At 61.6% G+C, this 17,164-nt stretch carries 13 protein-coding genes; 4 read left to right on the plus strand and 9 right to left on the minus strand.

Translation table 11 applies throughout. The features are described 5' to 3' along the window. Positions 1-11: 11 nt before the first annotated feature. The 6 genes from ACORQT_RS12445 to ACORQT_RS12470 all read right to left on the minus strand — a co-directional run bounded on the left by ACORQT_RS12445 (position 12) and on the right by ACORQT_RS12470 (position 6,309). The gene (locus ACORQT_RS12445) at positions 12-1,367 is read right to left on the minus strand and encodes an MFS transporter (protein WP_108680780.1); all 1,356 of its coding nucleotides are present in this window, start codon (positions 1,365-1,367) and stop codon (positions 12-14) included. A 395-nt stretch (positions 1,368-1,762) separates the two neighbouring features. Beyond that, complete coding sequence (locus ACORQT_RS12450; protein ID WP_117188248.1) at positions 1,763-3,100, minus strand: D-serine ammonia-lyase; 1,338 nt, start codon at positions 3,098-3,100, stop codon at positions 1,763-1,765. Positions 3,101-3,209: 109 nt separating this feature from the next. Continuing rightward, a complete protein-coding gene (locus ACORQT_RS12455; RefSeq protein WP_042784570.1) occupies positions 3,210-3,899 on the minus strand; it encodes a VIT1/CCC1 transporter family protein in 690 nt (229 codons plus the stop codon). A gap of 27 nt (positions 3,900-3,926) precedes the next feature. After that, positions 3,927-4,400 (minus strand): VOC family protein, encoded by a 474-nt coding sequence (locus ACORQT_RS12460; RefSeq protein ID WP_033650344.1) that lies wholly within the window; start codon positions 4,398-4,400, stop codon positions 3,927-3,929. Between the two features lie 11 nt (positions 4,401-4,411). After that, on the minus strand, positions 4,412-4,762 hold the full coding sequence (locus ACORQT_RS12465; RefSeq protein ID WP_108680784.1) for a DUF1428 domain-containing protein: 351 nt from the start codon (positions 4,760-4,762) through the stop codon (positions 4,412-4,414). Positions 4,763-4,866: 104 nt separating this feature from the next. Further along, positions 4,867-6,309 (minus strand): sensor domain-containing diguanylate cyclase, encoded by a 1,443-nt coding sequence (locus tag ACORQT_RS12470; protein WP_444859169.1) that lies wholly within the window; start codon positions 6,307-6,309, stop codon positions 4,867-4,869. Positions 6,310-6,697: 388 nt separating this feature from the next. Between ACORQT_RS12470 and ACORQT_RS12475 the strand changes: the two genes are divergently transcribed. Beyond that, the gene (locus ACORQT_RS12475) at positions 6,698-8,836 is read left to right on the plus strand and encodes a TonB-dependent siderophore receptor (protein WP_415640869.1); all 2,139 of its coding nucleotides are present in this window, start codon (positions 6,698-6,700) and stop codon (positions 8,834-8,836) included. Between the two features lie 4 nt (positions 8,837-8,840). Here ACORQT_RS12475 and ACORQT_RS12480 read toward each other — a convergent pair whose 3' ends face one another. Next, positions 8,841-9,689: an alpha/beta fold hydrolase gene (locus ACORQT_RS12480; RefSeq protein ID WP_164057833.1), complete on the minus strand. Its 849-nt coding sequence runs from the start codon at positions 9,687-9,689 to the stop codon at positions 8,841-8,843. Between the two features lie 128 nt (positions 9,690-9,817). On the opposite strand from ACORQT_RS12480, the gene ACORQT_RS12485 reads away from it, so the two are divergent. Next, complete coding sequence (locus ACORQT_RS12485; protein WP_226886075.1) at positions 9,818-9,985, plus strand: hypothetical protein; 168 nt, start codon at positions 9,818-9,820, stop codon at positions 9,983-9,985. Between the two features lie 48 nt (positions 9,986-10,033). On the opposite strand, the gene ACORQT_RS12490 is transcribed toward ACORQT_RS12485, so the two are convergent. Further along, complete coding sequence (locus ACORQT_RS12490) at positions 10,034-12,463, minus strand: DUF3772 domain-containing protein (RefSeq protein WP_169539598.1); 2,430 nt, start codon at positions 12,461-12,463, stop codon at positions 10,034-10,036. Between the two features lie 450 nt (positions 12,464-12,913). Here ACORQT_RS12490 and ACORQT_RS12495 point away from each other — a divergent pair, with 450 nt between their 5' ends. Together ACORQT_RS12495 and ACORQT_RS12500 are read left to right on the plus strand one after the other, a co-directional pair. After that, a complete protein-coding gene (locus tag ACORQT_RS12495) occupies positions 12,914-14,644 on the plus strand; it encodes an ABC-F family ATP-binding cassette domain-containing protein (RefSeq protein WP_444859170.1) in 1,731 nt (576 codons plus the stop codon). Positions 14,645-14,983: 339 nt separating this feature from the next. After that, complete coding sequence (locus ACORQT_RS12500) at positions 14,984-15,829, plus strand: inositol monophosphatase family protein (protein ID WP_033650338.1); 846 nt, start codon at positions 14,984-14,986, stop codon at positions 15,827-15,829. Here the strand turns inward: ACORQT_RS12500 and ACORQT_RS12505 are convergent. Beyond that, complete coding sequence (locus tag ACORQT_RS12505) at positions 15,772-17,148, minus strand: cation diffusion facilitator family transporter (protein WP_072627608.1); 1,377 nt, start codon at positions 17,146-17,148, stop codon at positions 15,772-15,774. The genes ACORQT_RS12500 and ACORQT_RS12505 overlap by 58 nt on opposite strands. Positions 17,149-17,164: the final 16 nt, after the last annotated feature.

Below are 17,164 nucleotides of genomic sequence, written 5' to 3' on the forward strand. Positions count from 1 at the left end.
GCATGACTCCCTCATAGCATTTTGTTGAGCGGCGCCGGCAGCGCCGGGTAGCCGCCGGAAAGGTGTTTGGCGATCAGCGCCAGCGCCGCGATCAGCGCCGGGATGGCCAACAGCGTGAAAATGGTGCTGAACGACAGCTGCATCTGCATCAGCACGCCACCGCTCATCGCCCCCAGAATGCCGCCAAAACGCCCGAGACCGAGCATCCAGGCCACGCCGGTCGCCCGGCTCTGGGTGGGATAGAACCCGGCCGCCAGGGCCGGCATGGATGACTGGGCGCCGTTCATGCAGGTGCCGGCGATGAACACCGTGAGCGCCATCAGCAGCGGAGAGGTATAGACATAGCCGATGATGCCGACGAACAAACCGGTCAGCAAATAGCCGACGGCCACCACCTTGTGCGGGTTCATGCGATCCATCAACCAACCGATAATCAATACGCCGAGTCCCCCGCCGAGCGGAAACAGCGCGGTGATCAGCGACGCCTGCGTAACGGAGGCGCCGGTTTCACGGATCAGCAGCGGCAGCCAACTGGTCAGCAGATAGAAGATCATCAATCCCATGAAGTAAGTCAGACACAACATCAACGTGCCCAGCAGATAGCGACGCGAAAAGATCATGCCCAGCGGCGACGCTGCCTTTACCAGCCCCTCTTCCTGCAACATGAAGTGCGGCGGCGGCGTCATTCGGATCGGCGCAATGCGTTTCAGCACCTTGGCGATGCGCTCTGCGGCATAGCCACGCGCGACCATGAAGCGCACGGATTCAGGCAAGGCGGCGATCAGGACCAGCGCCAGCAGCAACGGCATGACGCCGCCCAGCACCATCACGCTCTGCCAGCCGAAATGCGGGATCAGCCAGGCGGAAGAAAAACCGCCCAGCGACGAACCGAGAGGGAAACCGCAAAACATCAGATTCACCATCAGGGCTCGGCAGCGCTGAGGGGCATATTCCGACATCAGCGTGGCGGCGTTCGGCATGGCCGCCCCCAGTCCCAGCCCGGTCAAAAAACGCAGCAGCGTCAGCGTCGAAAGCGAGCCGGCGAAGGCGGTCAGCAGGCTGAAGCCGCCGAACAGCAGCAGCGAAATCACCAGCACTTTCTTGCGGCCGATGCGATCCGCCAACGGGCCGGCGGCCAACGCGCCTACCGCCAGACCGACCAGCGCGGCGCTCATTACCGGCCCCAGCGCGGTTTTGTCTATTCCCCACTCCTGCACCAGCGACGTGGCGATGAAGCCGATAATGGCGGTATCGAAACCGTCCAGCGCGACCGCCAAAAAACACAAAGCCAGTATCAACCACTGGTAGCGAGAAAATGGCTGGTTATCGATAAACCCTCGAATTTCTACGTTGTTATCATGCGGCATGGCTTGCTCCTCAGAGAGTGCGGCAAACCTCGCCGCACGGAACAGCCGGCTGCGAGCCGGCGAGAGGGTTAATTTGTGCGATTATCGGAATATAGTTCGTTAATCGACAATCAAATCAAACCACCCCACGGCGAATGCTTCAATATTGTTAAAAAAATAAGCGTGCGATAAACGAACATCAGAAAGCGGTAAATAAAATAATTTTATTTACTATTAATTGGATATGGAGATTTAAGCCGTGACTGCGGCGTGGGGAGTTGTGATTTTGTTAACATTTTAAAAACATCATGAGCGCCCGGTCTGACGTTGCCCCTGGGCCGGAGGGAACCGGCGCTTGTCAAACCGCGCTCGCCGCCTAAAAACAGGAAGCGAGCGCAAGCCTCGGCGCTATTGGCTCACGGCGCCGTTTGCGCGGCCGCGAGGTATTTCGCCATTTCCGCCGTCGGCACCATGCCGCCGCCGGTCGCCCATACCAGATGCGTCGCCTGGGCCAGGTGCTCGGCGCTCACGCCCTGCTCGCTGAGCTCCCCCGCATGGGCCGCAACGCGCCACGGCCCGGCCATGCCGGCCAGGGCGGAGGGTTCCAGCTGGATATGCTCGTGCCTGTCCAACAATCCGAGCAACGCGAACATCTCTTCGTCGCTCAGGGTGTAAAACGCGCTCAGCAGGCGCTCCATCGCCCGGCCGACAAAGCCGGAGGCGCGCCCCACCGCCAGTCCGTCCGCCGCCGTGCGGTTGTCGATGCCGAGATCTTGCACCGCAATGCCGTCATGCAACCCGCTGTAGACGCCGAGCAGCATGCAAGGGGAATGGGTCGGTTCGGCGAAAATGCAGTGAACATGATCGCCGAACGCCAGCTTGAGGCCAAAGGCGACTCCGCCCGGCCCGCCGCCGACGCCGCACGGCAGATAAACGAACAGCGGATGCTGCGCGTCCACCACGATGCCCTGTTCGGCAAACTGCCGCTTCAGGCGGCCGCCGGCCACCGCGTAGCCGAGGAACAGGGTTTGCGAGTTTTCATCATCGATAAAGAAGCAACTCGGATCGTCCGCCGCCTGTTTGCGCCCTTGTTCGACCGCCACGCCGTAATCGTCGGCGTACTCCACCACCGTCACGCCATTGTCGCGCAGCTTCTGTTTTTTCCACGCCCGCGCGTCCGCCGACATGTGCACGCTGACGTCAAACCCCAACCGGGCGCTGATGATGCCGATGGATAATCCCAGATTGCCGGTCGATCCGACGGCGATGCGGTACTGGCTGAAGAATTGACGGAACTCGTCGGAAAACAGCCGGGCGTAGTCGTCGCCGGTGTGCAGCAGCCCCGCCTCCAGCGCCAGTTTCTCCGCGTGCGTCAGCACCTCATAGATGCCGCCGCGCGCCTTGATTGAGCCGGAAATCGGCAGATGGCTGTCCTTTTTCAACAGCAGGCGCCCGCCCAACGTCTGCCCATAGCGCCGATCCAACGCGAGCTGCATGGCCGGGATCGCCACCAGCTCGGATTCGATGATCCCCTTTGTCGGTTGGGTTTCCGGGAAGGCCGCGGCAAGATAAGGCGCGAAACGCGCCAGGCGCTGCTCCGCGTCGGCGACGTCGGCGGCGGTCAACCCGACGTGGGGCAACCCTGCGGCCAGCGTTGTCGCGCGCGGATTGAACCAGGTGATCGGCTCTAGCGCGACCATGCGTTGCAACAGCGGATGCTGGGCGACCCACGATAGGATCTGTGATTTCTGCATAAGTGTCCCTGACTGATGTTGGCGTTGCCGTCACCTTGCCGCGAACGCCGGCGGCTGACAAATGATAAATTCTGAGCTTGAGGTGCACTAGATTGATGCAAGCGCGACGTTAGCCGGCCGTCACGCCAAACAGCAGGCCGACGCCGGAAGAAACCGCCATCGCCAGTGCGCTCCAGATGAGGATGCGCGCCACGCCCGGCAAGATCGGCGCCCCGCCGGTTTTCGCGGCGATGCCGCCGAGAACGCCGAGGGAAATCAGCGCCGACGCCACCAGCGCCGGCCGCGTCCAGGCGACCGGTACCCACATCGCCACCAGCAGCGGCAACAGCGCGCCGAGGGAGAAACTCAGGGCCGACGCCAACGCAGCCTGCAGCGGCCGGGCGCGGGTGGCGGAGGAAATACCCAGTTCGTCGCGCGCGTGCGCCTCCAGCGCATCATGCGCCATCAGCTTTTCCGCCACCTGCCGGGCCAGCGCCGGATCCAGACCGCGATGCACGTAGATTGACGTCAGTTCGCGGAACTCCCCCGGGTAGTCTTCAAGCAGCTCCGCCTGCTCTTCCGCCAGCGCGGCCTTTTCGGTATCCGCCTGCGACGAGACCGACACATACTCGCCGGTGGCCATCGACATCGCGCCGGCCACCCACCCGGCGACGCCGGCGATCATCAGCGCGGAATGCGAGGCGTTGGCCGCCGCGACGCCCAGCAGCAGGCTGGCCGTTGAAACGATGCCGTCGTTGGCGCCGAGCACCGCCGCCCGCAGCCAGCCGATACGTTCAATACTGTGCCGTTCTCGGTGCATCCGTTCTCTCCCTCTGTGACTGTTGCGCTACTCGCGCGCCGCCGCTTCCAGCCCGGCGATGTCGATTTTGCCCATCAGCAGCATCGCTTCCGTTACCCGCCGCACGCGGGCGGCGTCGGGATCGTTCATCAACTCCGTCAGGCGCCGCGGCACAATTTGCCAGCACAGCCCCCAGCGATCGCGCAGCCAGCCGCACTGCTCCGCCTCGCCGCCCTCGCTCAACGCATCCCACAGCCTGTCGACTTCCGCCTGATCGTCACATTCCACCATCACGGAGAAACTGTGATTGAACGGATCCAGCGGCCCGGCTTCGATCGCCGCGTAGCGCTGGTCCCCCAGCGTGAAGGCGGCCAGCTTCACGCTGCCGGCCGGGCCGCTCGGCGTCTCCGCCGGCAGGTCGGAAAACCAGTTCACGGATGATCCGGGGATCAGCGCGACATAGCAATTCAGCGCCGCTTCCATGTCTTTTTCAAACCACAGATGTTGCGTAATTCTGGCCATCTGCGCCTCCTTTACGCATCGAGGATCGGCGCGAAACCGCCGAAGATCATGCGTTTGCCGTCGAACGGCATCTCGCCCAGCGCTTTCATGCGCGGATCGTTCATCATTTTCTCATTGGCGGCGTCGCGCACCGCTTTGGAGGAGTACTCTATCCAGCTGAACACCACCACTTCGTCTTCCTGGGCTTTCACCGCGCCGCGAAAGTCGGTGAGCTTGCCATCGGGCACGTCATCGCCCCAGCACTCCACGATGCGCGTGGCGCCAAACTCTTTGAACAGCGGCGCTGCCGCCGCCGCCAACCGGTGATAAGCCTCCTTATTGGCGGCGGGCACCGCCACCACAAACCCGTCTACGTATTTCATTCTGGCATCCTCTTGTCTGATTAAGGACAGTCGGTTTGGCGCAGGCGGAAATGCCCGCGTCCCTTACCAGTTTAGACCGCAGGCACGCAGCGCGGATCGGAAGTTCAGCGGCCGTGACAGGCCGGCGGAGACGATTCCGGTGTGGCGACCCGGTTGCGGCCGGCGTTTTTCGCTTTGTACACCGCCAGATCCGCCAGCTTCAGCAGATCCGCCAGGCTTTGGCCGGAACCGCCCGGGCAGGTCACCATGCCGATGCTGACGGTGATCTGCAGCGGATGCCCGGCCGGCATGAGGATAGACTCCGTTTCGATGCGTTGCCGCAGGCGTTCGGCCAATTGCCATCCCTGCTGCGGCTGGCCGAGCGTCGAAACGATGGCGAACTCTTCGCCCCCCATGCGGCCGAACAGATCACCGACGCTCAGATCGGCGGCGATCGCGCGGGTAAAGGCCATCAGCGCCTGATCGCCGCCGGCATGGCCGAAACGGTCATTAATCGATTTGAAATAGTCGATATGGAGCATCATCACGCACACCAGCTCGCCCTTTTGGTCTATCAACCGTTCGCCGCGCTGCATAAACGCATTGCGCGTCAGCACGTGCGTCAACGCATCGTGATTCGCCACGTGCTCCAGCGTGCGTAGCAACGCATTACGCGCATAGTTCATGCTGGCCACGGCGATGGGCCCCAGCGCCAGCAGCGCGATGCCCAAACGCATCGATACCGCGTTTTGCAACACCTTCATGTCGAGCGTCGAGCTCAACAGCCCGAAATCGATAGCCAGATGGCACCACAGCACATAGATCAGCACCGCAATCATGGTGCAGAACAGTGAGAAGGACATCGCCAGCCACAACAGCACCGGCATGGGAAAGATCACCGCCCCGGGGCCGCCGATCAGCACGCTGCACACCGCCGCCAGCAACAGCAGCGCCAACACCGTGAGTTTTCGCCCCGCCCGTGGCCATTGGCTGCGCTGGGTGAACATGGCGCCGGCCGCCGCAAGGCGACGTCGCCAATCGCCGGGAAACGCCAGAATAAACGGCATCAGCGTGACGTAATTGGTGAATTCGGACGAGAACCACAGCGCCAGCGAGGTCAGATAGGGTCTGCCGAACAGCCACTGCGAAGTTACGGCGCCCACCGCGCCGGTCGCGGCGGCGGCGGCCAGGCAGATGCCGAACAGGTACATGCTGGACGTGCCGCGTTGCAACATGCGCGCCGGCGGCGACAGCCGCATGAACAACAGATACCCCACCACGACGCCGGTCAGATTGGCGACGTTCAGCAGCAGCGTCTTTTGCAGCGAACTACCGGTCAACAGATCCGCCGCCAGATAGCCCAGCACCGCCATACCCCAGCCGGCTCGCGTAGCCCACTGTGGCCGACGCACCAAAACGGCCAGCAGTACGGCGTTCACCGGCCAGAATATCGCCAGAAAGCTGCCGGGGCGACTCACGATGCCCAGCAGACACAGGGTGAACACCAACAAAAAAATGATGAGCGCGGGCCAGATTTTCCGGGTATCGGACAACGAGGTGGTTTGCATCTTGGATCCAGAGACTTCCGCTAGCGTAAAGTGACAGTATTTTCGCGTCACAACCGTCGGCGATGAGGCGAAGATGAACGGCCGACCCGCCTATTATTGCCAGTTTTCCCTGCCCGGACACCTGTTTATTCATCAAGGGAAAATATATTTGTGTATCAATATATTGACAGAGATCCCCCACCTAGCGAACAAACTGCCGCGACTCTCGCTCCATCTCGATCGTTATTGCCACCCTGCCGACTTTTTACCGGCAAAATCGCCGTATTTTTCCCTAATGACAAAATTAAATCGTGCAATGAAGGGATAGCTGCATTCCCCTCTATTCAAAACCTATAAATGATAATTATAATGATAATCGTTACTATTTATTATTTTTTCATGGAATTATATGCACCAGTCAGTTCTTCGCCACCCCACTAAAAGAAATAAAAATCACGTTCTTCGCACGCTGCCCCTGATTGCCGGTTTGTTCCCCGCGCTGGCGATCGCCGCCGCGCCCGGCGCAAAAACGGAGGAATCCATTACGGTGACCGCCGCGGCCCAACCTTCCGGCAGCTATAGCGCTGACACTGCCTCGACCGCCGGCAAGACCGCCGCGCCGATCGCCGAGGTGTCGCAATCGGTCAGCGTCGTCACCTCTCAGGTCATTGACGACTTCCAGGTCAAAAGCGTCAATGATGCGATGAAGTTCGTCAGCGGCGTCACCCAGGGCAACACGCTCGGCGGCACGGAGGATGGCTTCGTCAAACGCGGGTTCGGGGTTAACTCCGACGGCTCGGTCTTCATCGACGGCGTGCGCAGCAACCAAGGGCTGAGCATGGACGCCACCACCGATCGCGTCGAGGTCCTGAAAGGTTCCGCTTCGCTGCTGTATGGCATCCTCAGCCCCGGCGGCGTCATCAATCTGATCAGCAAAAAACCGCAGTATGACTGGAACACCCGCATCAGCGGCGCCACCAACAGTTTTGGCGGCGGCAGCGGCAGCGTCGATGTGACCGGCCCGCTGGGCGGCGGCTTCGCCTTTCGCCTGATCGCCGAACGCCAGCACGCAGATTACTGGCGCAATTTCGGCAGCGACGAACACACGCTGATTGCCCCCTCGCTCAGTTGGTTCGGCGACCAGGCTTCCTTTAACATCGCCTACAGCGAATACAAGTACGACATTCCTTACGATCGCGGCACCGCATTTATCGACGGCAAACCGGTCGATGTGCCCTATGACCGCCGCTTGGATGACTACGCGAACCATGCCTGGGGCAAGAACAAACGTCTGAACGCCCATTATGAGTACGCGCTCGATCCGATCTGGACGACCCGCTTCAACTACGCCTGGCTGCAACGCCGTTACGACAGCAACGAAGTGCGCGCTACCGCGGTCGACACCACGACCGGCATCGTCTCGCGCCGCGCCGACGCCAACCGCGGTTTCAATCATCAAACCCACTATTACTCCTGGGATCTGACCGGTTCGCCGCAGCTGTTCGGCATGCAGCACGATCTGCTGCTGGGCGTGGACTACGAGAAGAATCAGACCTACAAGGCCTATTCCTACCGCGGCAAGGTCTCGAAGACCTTCAACATGTACGATCCGGTGTATGGCGAAACGCCGATCACCGACAGCACCACCTACAGCGACGCCTCAAGCAACCTGCGCGCCACGCTGTTCAGCCGTTCGCTGTACGCCAAGGACAGCATTCATCTCACCGATCAATGGATCGCGGTGCTGGGCGCGCGCTATCAGTCGTATTACCAGAACAACAGCAACGGTTTCCAGAAACCGAAAAATACGCTCAATGACAAAGACGACCAGTTTTTGCCGCAGGCGGGGTTGGTGTATAAACTGACGCCGAGCCTGTCGCTGTACGGCAATTACAGCCGTTCGTTCACGCCGTCCACCGCCATCGACGACAATGGCAACGTCGCCACGCCGGAAACCGGCACCACCTATGAGGTGGGCGGAAAATGGCAGATCACCCCGGCGTTTGACGCCACGCTGGCGCTCTATCGCATTGATGAAAGCAACATGTCGATCTTTATCAACGGCGTGACCCGCAGCATCCCCAAAGCGCGCTCCACCGGCGTCGAACTGGAGTTGAACGGGGAAGTGGCGCGCAACTGGGATCTCACCGCCAACTACAGCTACGACAAGACCGAAATTGTCGAAGACAACCTCAACCCGGACAACGTCGGCAATCGGCTGGTCAACGCCCCAACCAACATGGGCGGCCTGTACCTCAGCCGCCGCATGACATTGCCGGTGGTGCCCGGCGAGGTGCGCATTGGCGGCGGCGCGCGCTACGTCGGTCGCCGCGCCGGCGATCCGGAGAACAGTTTCACCATGCCGGCCTATACCGTGGCGGATGCCTTTGTCGCCTGGGACAGCAAGCTGCTTGGGAAACATACCCAGCTGAAACTGAATGTGAAAAACCTGTTCAACCGCGAGTACTATGCCTCCAGCGCCGGTAATTTACGCGTGATTGAGGGTGAACCGCGCAGCCTGAGCCTGCAAGCGACGGTCGATTTCTAACCTGTCATGCCTTGGGCGCCGTTTGGCGCCCGTTTTCTTTGCGCCGGCCGCGGCACATCACATCGGCGAGAAAATCCAGCAACGCGCGGTTGAACAGCGCGGGCCGCTGCAGCGGCGCGAAATGGCTGACGCCCGGCAGCATCGTCAAACGGGCGCCGGGAATGCTGCGGCTAAGATAGGCGGCATGTTCGGCGCGGATAAATTCATCGTGTTCGCTGTGAACGATCGTCACCGGCACGCGAATGGCCGCCAATTCCTGTGCGCGGTAGTCCGGCTGGCTGCTCATCATCAGGCTCACGGCGGCGACGAACGCCTCGAAATCGTCCGGCGTTGGCGACAAGGCGGCATAGTCCTGCGCATGGCGCGCAAAACAGCGCTCGACGATCGGGCTGGGCACCAACGGTTTAACGCCGCTGGCGTCCATATTGCAGCCGAAGAAAAAAACGCCGTCCACCTGCCCGGGCGCCTGATGGGCGGCGATGAGCGCGACGCAAGCGCCGTCGCTCCAGCCCGCCAGCGCGGCGTGGGGTATTTGCAGCGCCGCCATCACCGCCAACAGATCATCGGCCATCCGATCGTAACGATACGGCCGGGCGTCGCGCGTGCTGCGCCCGTGCCCGCGACTATCGATGAGCAACACCCCGTACCCGGCGGCCCGCAATGCCGGCAGCTGATACCCCCAGTTGCCGCTGTGGCCCAGGCCGCCGTGCAACAGGATCACCGCCGGTCCGTCGCCATAGGCGGCATACCAAATACGCGCGCCGTCGTGGTCAATATAACCCTGCCGGGCTCCCGGCGGTAAGGGCGGCGCCCCTAACGCGGCAAAGCGCGTCAAATCGTCGTCGATGTGCATCTTTCCCCCTCGTTCGCCGGCGCGGTGCGGCGAAACGGCATCCAAGGAGTATAGATCGCACTGGCGGGCGGTAGCGTTCGCTTTCCCGACATATACTTAAAGGAGGAATCGCAATGGAGGACGGAGAGATGAAAAAGATAACGCTGGTGCTTTTGACGTTGTTGCTGAGCGGCTGTATCGGCGGCGGCGGCGGCCCGTCGAATGCGCCGCCGGCGTCGCCGAATGAGCCCTACACCTGCAGCAACTCCGGCGCCAACAGCGACTGTTCGCAGTCAGTGGAGCCGTCGATGTACTAGCCGCGTTCGGCGGGCCGTTGATAAACGACCCGCCGCCTCATGGCAGAACTAGGAAGAGTGTTCCTCTTCGTTAGCCTGATATCGCGTCGCCTGCTGCTTCATGAACACCACCTCCTGCGGGCTGGACAGGCTCACTTCCTGAGCGCGCAACAGCTTGAGGATGTTAAACAGCAGTTCACTCTTGGTGGCGCCGACCATGCGCGGGCTCGGCACATAGCCGGTCACGCTCAGGATAATGCCGTCCGGCCCCAACTGGCTGAAGCGCACGTAAGGCGCCGGCGTCTCCAGAATGGTTTCGTACTCGTTGTAAGCGCTCAGCAGGATATTGCGCACCTGCTCCGGATCGATCGAGGTCGGGAACGTCAGCGCAATGGTCACCACGCCTTGCGCGTTGCCCATGGTGGCGTTACGTACATTCTGTGAGATCAGCTGCGAGTTCGGTACGATCATGGTGGAGCGGTCGCTGAGCTGAATTTCGGTGGCGCGTACGTTGATGCGCCGCACGTCGCCTTCCACGCCGCCGATGCCGATCATATCCCCGACCTTCACCGGGCGTTCGGTCAGCAGGATCAGGCCGGAAATAAAGTTCTTCACAATCTCCTGCAAACCGAAACCGATACCGACCGACAGGGCGCTGACGATCCACGCCAGGTTGCTCCACTGGATGCCCAGCGCCGCCAGGGTGATCAGAATCACCAGCACATAGCCGATATTGCTGAACAGCGTCACCAGCGAGGCGCGAATGCCGACGTCCGAAATGGTCTTCGGCAGCAGCTCAGAGCCCAGCCAGCGCCGCACCGCGCGCAGGATGTAGATGCCGATCGCCAGGCAGATCACGGCGTTGAGCAGGTTGCCGGGCACGATGTTGAAACGCTGCAACCCTTCGCCGGTCAGGATGGAGACGATTTTCTCCATCAGCGAGCCCGGCGTGGTGCTGCCAAACGAACCGTTGAACAACGCGACGATCATCAACAGCAACAGTGAACATTTGGCCAGCGCGGTGGTGATGATCGCCACCTGCTCCAGATGGCGATCCTTGAAGCTGAGCGTTTTCTTCAGCATCTTGCCGCTGACGGTCTGCGGCGAAAACAGCGCGGCGCACAGGTCAGTGGCGAACAGCACCATGAAGTAGAACGCCATCAGCACCAGCACCACCCAGATGAGCTGGTAGGTCAGGAAGCGGGCGAAAGCGATATAGCCCACGAGCAGTGAAAGCAGGATCACCACCGAACACACCAGGGTGACGATATGCACCAGCCCGCCGACCAGCGTGCGTTTTTCCAGGTGCGCGCCCTGCTGCTCCAGACGGCGACGAATGCGCTGGCCGCGCAGCGGCGCCGCCAGCAGCACCATACCGATCAGCCCCGCCACCAGGCCGTTACCGAAGATGGTGGTGGCCAATGAGGCGCTGACGACGTTGTTGATCAGCTCCACGGTGCCGAACGCCAGCGCCAGGCCGGCCAGCAGCGGCGAGAAGTAACGCAGCCCGGCGGCCACTTCATTGTCCAGCGAAGCCAAACGCCAGGACGGGCGATTCAGCGACAGCGCCGCACGCCCCAGCCCGGCGATCAGCGCGCAGAAAATCCCCAGACGGTTAAAGCCTTCGGCGAAGTCTTCCAGCATGACCGGCAGCGGCTGCACGCGGATAAAGACGTAATACAGCAGGTTCAGCGCAATCGAGGTGGTGATCACCGTCACCGCCACGGTGATGATGGCCATAAAGCTGCGGCGCAGGCGCCCGTCCGGCAGGAAGCGAATGCTGACCCAGGCGAGGAAACGCTCGGACAAATAACGCCCCCAGGACCAGACGATCACCGCCAGCGCCAGCAACGCCAGCGTGCCGTACCGCCATTCGTCCTGCCAACTGGCGTCCCAGGCCGCTTTCATCTCGGCGTTGAACTGGTCCAGCCGCTGCACGTCATCCGCTGACGGCTGCACGACCGGCGTCCAGAATTTGACGCCCAAAATGCTGCCGGTGTTCAGCGCCAGCTGGGTTTTGAACGCCACCCGACGCAGATCGCTGATCTGCTGGCCCAGGTCGAAGGCGCTGGTCTTGATGGCCTGCGCGCGTTTTACCGCATCGTCCAACTGCTTCTTGCTGCTGTTCAGCGCATTGCGCTGCTGGGCGACGGCGGGAGTTTCCGGCAGCGCGCCGGCCGCCGGGGCCGGCCCCAGCACGTCCAACTGCGCCTGCAGTTTTTCCTGCACCGGCTGCAGATCGGCGGACAATTTATCCATGCTGGCGACCAGATCGTCCGTCGCCAACCGCAGCTTGCTGAGCTGGGTGTCGGTCGTCGCTTTGGAAACCAGCTGCTTCATGCTGTCCAACTGCTTTTGCGCGGCTTTCAACTGCGTAGCGGGATCGGGCGCGCTTTCGGCGGCGGGATCATCCTGGGTGGCGGCGACGGCGGCGAACGGCGTCAGTTGCATACCCAACAGCAATAATAACAACAGCAGGAACGGGCGAGGCTTTAACATAAATTCAGTGCTCAGCATCATTATCTGATAGACAGACGAACAGGCGGCGGATGAACCGTCGCTTAACCATAAACGCTAATTATAATAGCTGCTTAATGTCGGCCGAAATACAGTAATTATTCCCATTGTGTGCCACGCGCCCGCGCTCGCCTTAGCTTGCTGATTATTCGGGCGCTTTTACACTGGCGATACGGCATGAAGCGCTCTATAATCCAGCCACCGATTAACCTGCAACCAATAAAAGGAGACTTACTATGCTGACGTGTGAATTGGTTTTTCACTCACACTTCTTTGGTAATCGTCGCCGCTCAAGCATTACCGGTATCGCGCTGCGATAACCCAGCTTGAGCGAAGCTTACTAAAATCCAGGATCTTCCCTCCGGCTTACCGGGTTATCGTCAGCAATGTTTGACGATAGGCATTGTCATGCCTGTAACTCTTGAGTAAGCAATGAGCACATTACTGTCTGCACAATCTGTCGGTTACGACAACGCGTTCGGCGTCCTGCTGAGCGAGATTTCCTTCAGCCTGAAAAAAGGCGACCGCATCGGTTTGATCGGCGATAACGGCTGCGGCAAAAGCACCCTGCTGCAAATTCTCAGCGGCGACCTGCCTGCGCACACCGGAACGGTGACATTGTCACATCAATGTCTGATGGCGCGCATCGAGCAGCACCTGCCGCCGGAACTGCACGCCAGCACCCTGCTGGATGCGGTTCTGGCGCGGCTGCCTGCGGGCCAATACCTCAGCGAACGCTGGCGCTGCGAAGCGCTACTGGCCGAGCTGGGGTTTGAACCGGCGAGCTGGATGCTGACCGCCGGCACCCTCAGCGGCGGCCAGCATACGCGGCTGCTGTTGGCGCGCGCGCTGATCCGCCAGCCCGATCTGCTGCTGCTCGACGAACCCAGCAACCACCTGGACCTGCCCACGCTGCTGTGGCTGGAACAGTTCTTGCGTAACTGGACCGGCAGCTTCGTGCTGGTGTCGCACGATCGCTACCTGCTCGACCAGGTAACCAACTGCACCTGGATCCTGCGCGACAAAACGCTGCAGTTCTTCCGTTTGCCCTGCTCTGCGGCGCGCACCGCGCTGGCGGAACAGGACGCCGCGGACGAACAGCGGCGCCACGCCGAGCAAAAGGAAATCGACCGGGTGGAAAAAAGCGCCAAGCGCCTGGCGACCTGGGGCAAGGTCTACGACAACGAAGATCTGGCGCGCAAGGCCAAGCAAATGGAGAAGCGCGTCGATCGGTTGAAGGAAGAACAGACCACCCTGACCGCCGGCAGTCCATGGCGGTTGCGGCTGCAGGGAGAAGCGCTGGACGCCGATCGCCTGCTGGCGCTGCCGCACTGGGCGGTGCGCCCGGCGCCGGATGCGCCGGTGCTGTTCAGCCTGGAACATCTGCGCGTGAAAAGCGGCGATCGCATCGCCATCGTCGGGCGCAACGGCTGCGGAAAATCGTCGCTGTTGCGCCTGCTGTGGCGCGAGTATCAGCAACAAACGCAGCGCCCGGCGCTGTTCCATCCGCGTGTGCGCATCGGCTATTACGATCAGAGCCTGCAACAGCTGCGCGATGAGGACACGTTGAGCGAAGCGCTGGCGCAGTTTGCGCCGCTGACCGAGGAACAGCGGAAAATGGCGCTGATCGGCGCCGGGTTCCCTTACCTGCGCCACCATCAGCAGATCCGTTCGTTGAGCGGCGGCGAGCGTTCACGGTTGCTGTTTGTCGGCCTGACGCTGGCCAACCATTCGTTGCTGCTGCTGGACGAACCCACCAACCACCTGGATATGGCGGGCAAAGAGGAGCTGGCGGAAACGCTGCGTCAGTTCCCCGGCGCCGTCATGCTGGTCACCCACGATCGGATGCTGATCGAACAGAGCTGCAACCGCTTTTGGCTGATAGACCAACAAAAACTGGAGGAGTGGCACGATCTGGCGCCGGTGTACCAGCGTCTGGCGGGTGAAACGCCGGCGCTGCCGACGGCGCGCGAGGCCAACGTAGACGCCCCGACGCCAAACCCGCAGTTGGAAGGCGAAGAGGCGTTGCTGACCGCCCTGTTTGCCCTCGAAAGCAAACTGGAGGCCGACCTGGCGCGTAAACTGAAGCATCAAAAACCGGAGCTTCAGGCGCGTTGGCGCCGCGAGATTGCCGACATCACCGCCCGGTTGCATCTGGGCTAATCCCACAGGCCGCCGCCCGGCGGCCTGTCAGGCTATTGACAAAGAGGGGAAAAAGCGTGGTTTTTCCCCTCTTTGTGGTGATCAGCCGAAAATCAATAAATTGATTTTCCTTGTTTTTTATTCGGTGCTCTCTGCCAACCCGGCAAGGGTATAAGGTTTGTCATCAATCTCACAGGCCGCCCGGCGGCCTGTTTTTTCCTCTTGGCAAAAACCGCGTGCCGCCGCCGGCTTGAGGCGCGACACGCAGCGCTTGTTTTATCCGCAGCGCTGAGCGACACATTACTTTCATCATTCTCTGGCAGGCTACTGCCATTCCTTTTTTTCGTTATCAGGCACTCCATGACGTCACTCTCTCCACGGGACATCGAGGCGCGCTACCGCTTCGCGCGAGAGATCGCCCGCGCCGCCGCCGATCTCGCCTTCAGCTTTTACCAACGCCGGCAAAGTCTGGCCGTCGAGTTTAAACAGGGCCTGCAGGACGTGGTCAGCGAGGCCGACCGCCGCGTCGAGGCGCTGATCCGCCGCATGATTAACCGGCGCTTTCCCCTGGATGGGTTTCTCGGCGAAGAGAGCGGCGGCACCAACGATAGCGCGGCCTGCCTTTGGGTCGTCGATCCGATCGACGGCACCGCCTGCTTCCTGAACGGGCTGCATACCTGGTGTATCGCGATAAGCGTGGTGATCGACGGTGAGCCGACGATCGGCGTGGTTTACGATCCCAATCACCGCGAGATGTTCCGCGCCTGCCGCGGCCAAGGCGCTTTCCTCAACGGGGAACCGATCGGCGTGCATGCCGGGCGCAGCGTTGCGGATGGCGTGATGGGCGTCGGGATATCACCGCGCGCCTCGGCGGCGGAATTCAGCGGTTTTCTCTGTCGCCTGTTGCAGGCGGGCGGCATGTTCGTGCGCAGCGGCTCCGGCGCGTTGATGACCGCCCAGGTGGCCGCCGGGCGTCTGCTGGGCTATTACGAACCGCATATGAACGCCTGGGACAGCCTGCCTGGGCTGGTGCTGACGCGCGAAGCCGGCGGCGTGGCGAATGACTTTATGCACCACAACGGGCTGCGACGCGGCAACCCGCTGCTGCTGGCCAACGCGGCGCTCTATCCACAATTGGCCGAGCTGATTCAAACGCCGGGCTTGATCGGCTCGACGTGCCCTATCGCGCGTGAGATGGCCGGATAAAGCGCGCGCAGCCGCCGCTCGACCCGATCGACCGCATCGTGCGCGGCGGCGATGGTTACCGCCGGCGACACCCGACAGTGGAAGTTGACGATGATGCCGCCGTCGGTTCTGCGCGCCCGGATGTTGTGCACGTCTTGCACCTTATCCCCCTGCTCCAGCGCCGACTGCAAAATCAGCCGGATATCGGCCAGCTCGGCGGCGGAAACATCCTCGCTGGCCAGCCAGTGCGGCGTCTGCGGCTCCAGATGTGTCTCTATCTCGGTGTCCTCGCCGATCGCCTGACGCAGGATCCCTTCTATCTCCGTGGCGATATCATGCGCCTGCGCCACGCTGGCGTTGGCCGGCACCGCCAGATCCATGCCGATCGCCATGTGCGTCGGCAACTGCTGCAAGGTGACGTTCTGCACCTGCGCGCCGTGATTGGCGGCGATCGCCCGAATGCGCGTCGCCATGTCTTCGTCGCTGCGGGTTTGTGGCACCGCGATGACGGTAAACTCCGCCTTGGCATACTGCTCCCGCAGTCGTTCGACGATTTCTCGCTTCAACGCATCGATGCGCTCCAGCGGCAAGGTGCGGCACACCGCCACCGTGATCTCGACAAACAGTACGGCGCCGGCGTTGCGAATACGCACGCTGTCGCAGGCCAGCACCGCCGGGAAGCTGTCCAGCGTGGCGCGAATCGCCTCGGTGGCCCCGGCGGGCGCGGCATCCATCAGCGAGTCGAAGGAGCGTTTACCCAGTTTGATTGCCGCGACAAAGATAAAACCGGCGACGATCAGCGCGGCGATGGCGTCCGCACGGCCAAAGCCCAGCAGCACAAACACCATGCCCAGCAGCACCACGCCGGACGAAAGCATGTCGGAGAAGAAATGCAACGCATCCGCCTCCAGCGCCGCGCTGTCGGTCGCCTTGGCGACGCGGTTGAGCGCCCGCACGCGGAAAAAATCGACGCAGATGGAAATCAGCAGCACCGCGATCACCACCGGCGCCGCGACTATCTCATGCGGTTGTCCGAGCAGGCTGCCGCCCGCCTCGTAGACGATCCAACCGGCGGCGCCGAGCAACAGCAACACCTCGAACAGCGCCGCCAGGTTTTCCACCTTGCCGTGGCCGAAGTGGTGATCGTCATCGGCGGGTTTATCGCTGATGCGCACCGCCAGCCAGGTGATGCTGGTGGCGATAAAATCGGTGAAAGAGTGGATCCCTTCGGATATCAGGCCAATACTGCCGGTAAAAATGCCGGCGACGAATTTGCCCGTGGCCAGTAACCCGCTGGCGATCATCGAGTTTCTGGCCACGGCCTGTTTTTCATTTTGCATTATGCTGCTCACATTC

The sequence above is a fragment of the Serratia sp. (in: enterobacteria) genome, from assembly GCF_052400455.1.
In the GTDB taxonomy this organism is placed as follows: Bacteria; Pseudomonadota; Gammaproteobacteria; order Enterobacterales; family Enterobacteriaceae; genus Serratia; species Serratia ureilytica.

Excerpts from the sequence above, each read along its gene's own strand:
- ACORQT_RS12465 (WP_108680784.1), bottom strand. The coding sequence starts at position 4,762 with ATGAAATACGTAGACGGGTTTGTGGTGGCGGTGCCCGCCGCCAATAAG.
- ACORQT_RS12480 (WP_164057833.1), bottom strand. The coding sequence starts at position 9,689 with ATGCACATCGACGACGATTTGACGCGCTTTGCCGCGTTAGGGGCGCCG.
- ACORQT_RS12500 (WP_033650338.1), top strand. The coding sequence starts at position 14,984 with ATGACGTCACTCTCTCCACGGGACATCGAGGCGCGCTACCGCTTCGCG.
- ACORQT_RS12445 (WP_108680780.1), bottom strand. The coding sequence starts at position 1,367 with ATGCCGCATGATAACAACGTAGAAATTCGAGGGTTTATCGATAACCAG.
- ACORQT_RS12495 (WP_444859170.1), top strand. The coding sequence starts at position 12,914 with ATGAGCACATTACTGTCTGCACAATCTGTCGGTTACGACAACGCGTTC.
- ACORQT_RS12450 (WP_117188248.1), bottom strand. The coding sequence starts at position 3,100 with ATGCAGAAATCACAGATCCTATCGTGGGTCGCCCAGCATCCGCTGTTG.
- ACORQT_RS12455 (WP_042784570.1), bottom strand. The coding sequence starts at position 3,899 with ATGCACCGAGAACGGCACAGTATTGAACGTATCGGCTGGCTGCGGGCG.
- ACORQT_RS12485 (WP_226886075.1), top strand. The coding sequence starts at position 9,818 with ATGAAAAAGATAACGCTGGTGCTTTTGACGTTGTTGCTGAGCGGCTGT.
- ACORQT_RS12505 (WP_072627608.1), bottom strand. The coding sequence starts at position 17,148 with ATGCAAAATGAAAAACAGGCCGTGGCCAGAAACTCGATGATCGCCAGC.
- ACORQT_RS12475 (WP_415640869.1), top strand. The coding sequence starts at position 6,698 with ATGCACCAGTCAGTTCTTCGCCACCCCACTAAAAGAAATAAAAATCAC.
- ACORQT_RS12470 (WP_444859169.1), bottom strand. The coding sequence starts at position 6,309 with ATGCAAACCACCTCGTTGTCCGATACCCGGAAAATCTGGCCCGCGCTC.
- ACORQT_RS12460 (WP_033650344.1), bottom strand. The coding sequence starts at position 4,400 with ATGGCCAGAATTACGCAACATCTGTGGTTTGAAAAAGACATGGAAGCG.
- ACORQT_RS12490 (WP_169539598.1), bottom strand. The coding sequence starts at position 12,463 with ATGTTAAAGCCTCGCCCGTTCCTGCTGTTGTTATTATTGCTGTTGGGT.